General features: G+C 72.0%; 2 protein-coding genes. Both read right to left on the bottom strand.

What is annotated here, in order from left to right; genetic code table 11:
* The coding region (locus AC1MIR_RS01695) for an ABC transporter substrate-binding protein (protein WP_480026457.1) at positions 1 to 1,262 on the bottom strand (1,262 nt) is incomplete at its 3' end.
* Between the two features lie 18 nt (positions 1,263 to 1,280).
* Positions 1,281 to 2,873, bottom strand: coding sequence for an ABC transporter substrate-binding protein (locus AC1MIR_RS01690; protein WP_480026456.1), 1,593 nt, complete (start codon positions 2,871 to 2,873; stop codon positions 1,281 to 1,283).
* Positions 2,874 to 2,969: the final 96 nt, after the last annotated feature.

Raw genomic sequence — 2,969 nt, 5'->3', positions numbered from 1 at the left:
CCCCGGGGGGGGGGGGGGGGGGGGGGGGGGCCGCCCCCCCCCCCCCCCCCCCCCGCCCGCCCCCCGCCCCCCCCCCCCCGCCCCCGCCGGGGGCCCGCCACCTCCGCAAGGCTCTGCAGCACCGGCAGGTCGGTGGCGGAGAGCATCACCACACGCTCGTTGCGGTAGCCGGATTCGCGCAGCATCCGCCGCGCCGCCTCGATGTCGCGCGGCCCGCTCAGCACCTCGAGCCCGGCATCGTTGGCCAGCGGCGTGCCGGGCGTGAAGGCGCCGGCCGGCACGCGGAACAGCGAGGGATCGGTGCCCATCGCGGCGTTCATGAAGGCGCGCTGGTCCACCGCCGGCAGCAGCGCGCGGCGCACCGCCGGATTGTCGAAGGGCGGGTTCAGGAAGTTGAACCGCATCACGCCGAGATTGCCCGCGGTGTTGATCAGGTCCACCTGGATGTCGCGGTTGCGGCGCAGCAGCGGCAGCAGGTCCGCCAGCGGCGTCTCCCACCAGTCGGCCTCGTTGTTCTGCAGCGCGGCGGAGGCCGTGGAGGGATCGGGCATCACCCGCCATTCCACCCGGTCGAAATGCACCTGCTTGCCGCCGGCCAGGAAATCCACAGCCTCCTGCCGCGGCTGGTAGCCGTCGAACCGTTCGTACACGGCGAGGTCGCCCGGGCGGAACAGGTCGCGGCGGAAGCGGAAGGGGCCGGAGCCCGTGCTGTCCGTGATCTGCGTGAAGGGGTCGGTCGCCGCCACCCGCGCGGGCATGATCGCGCACATGTTGGCCGAGGGCTTGCCGAAGGCGAAGGCGAGGCCCGGCCAGGGCTTCTTGATGCGCAGCTCGAAGCGGCGGTCGTCCAGCGCGCCGATCTCGTCGAGCAGCGCGTCCAGCCGCTGGCCGAGCACGTCGCGCTTCGCCCAGCGGCGGATCGAGGCGACGCAGTCCGCCGCGCGCACCGGCTCGCCGTCGTGGAAGCGAAGCCCCTCGCGCAGCGTGATGGTCCAGCGCTTGCCGTCATCCGTGATCTCATGGCCCGCCGCCATCTGCGGCCGCGGCCGGAAATCGCTGCCGAGGCCGTAGAGCGTGTCGTAGATCATCAGCCCGTGGTTGCGCACCACGACGGCGGTGGACCAGATCGGGTCCAGGCTGGCGAGATTGGCCTGCGGCACGAAGCGCAGCGTGCGCGCCTGCGCGCCCTGCGCCCCCACCACGCGCGGGGCGGCCACCAGCCCGGCGGCCGCGCCCAGGAATGCGCGACGTTCGATCGTCATGATCAGCCCCCTTCCCGCTCAGCCGCGGCGAATGCCCCAGAACAGCGCGAGCCCCGCGACGCGCCCGCTGAGATCGTTGCGCAGCGCCGTGTTCGACATGTAGGAGCCGACCGGCACATAGGGCAGCTCGTCCATCGCCACCGCCTGGATCTCCCGCGCGACGCGCTGCTCCGTCGCGAGGTCGGGCGCGTCGAACCAGGCGTCGCGCAGCTCCTCGAGCTTCGGGATGGTCGGCCAGCCGAACCACGCGCCGGTGCCGTTCCCGCGCAGCGGGAAATGCGCCGCCGGATTGGCGAAGTCGAAGGAGGAGAAGGCGGTGAACAGCATGCTCCAGCCGCCCTTGTCGAGCGGCTCGCGCGAGGTGCGGCGCTGCACCACCGTGCCCCAGTCCGCCAGCACGATGTCGGCGTTGTAGCCCAGCCGCCGCACCAGGTCCGCGCCCACCTGCGTCATCGCCGAAGGGGCGAGGATGTCGGTCGGGCCGATCAGGCGCATCGGCTGGTTGGTGTAGCCGGCGGCGCGCATCAGCTCCTTCGCGCGGTCGATGCTGCGCGGGCCGGTGAGCGCGCCGAGCGCCGCGTCATTGGCCAGCGGCGTGCCGGGCGTGAAGATGCCGACGCCGGTGCGGTAGTCGCGCGGATTGGTGCCGACGATCGCCTGCATGAAGTCCTCCTGGCTGATCGCGGGCAGGATGGACTGGCGCATCGCCTTGCTGTCGAAGGGCGGGTGCAGGTGGTTGAAGCGCAGGATGCCGGTCAGCGGCAGCGGGTCGATCGCCTCGACGCGGATGTTGCGGTTGCGGCCGAAGAGCTGCTGGATCTCCGGCGGCGGCTGCTCGTACCAGTCGATCTCGCCGGTCTGCAGCGCCGCCGCCGCGGTCGCGGCATCCACGATGATGTGCCACTCGACGCGGTCGAAATGCACCACCTTCGGTCCCGCGATCAGGCTCGGCGTGCCGGAGGAGACGGGCACATAGGCCTCGTTCTTCGTGTACACCACCATGCTGCCGGAGTTGTACTCGTCGGCCTTGAAGCGGAACGGCCCGCTGCCGATCGCCTCGCGCACCTGCTGGAAGGGATCGGTCGCCGCCAGGCGCGCCGGCATGATGAAGGCCGGGCTGTTCGAGACCTGGCCGAGGCCCGCGAAGAGCGCCGGGAAGGGCCGCTTCAGGCGGAAGCGCAGGCGCTTGTCGTCCACCACCTCGACCGCGTCGGTCACGCTCGCGATCTTCTGGCCGAAGGGGTTGCGCCGCATCCAGCGCTGCAGGCTCGGCACCACGTCCTGCGCGCGCACCGGCTCGCCGTCGTGGAAGCGCAGGCCGTCGCGCAGCGTTATGGTGACGGTCCGACCGCCATCCTCCAGCACATGCCCCGCCGCCATCTGCGGCTGGGGGCGGAATTCCGCGTCCAGGCCGTAGAGCGTGTCGTAGATCATGTGCCCGTGGTTGCGGGTGATGTTCGCCGTGGTCCAGATCGGATCGAGACTGGTCAGGTTCGCCTGCGGCACCATGCGCAGGACGCGCGCGCGCGGCGTCTGCGCGACGGCGGCGCGGTGCACTCCGGTGGCAACGCCGGCGGCGACGCCGGCCTTCATCAGGTCCCTGCGCAGCATCCCATAGCTCCTCGTCGTGATCGCCTCTCCGCCGCGATCAGACCAGTCCTTCGCAGATGCCGCAAGACGCGAAGGGCGCCGCGGCATCCCGCGGCG

It is taken from the genome of Falsiroseomonas sp. RANM36 (assembly GCF_056682175.1).
Note: the sequence above shows the minus strand (reverse complement) of the source record. Positions and strands in the feature narration are given on the sequence as shown.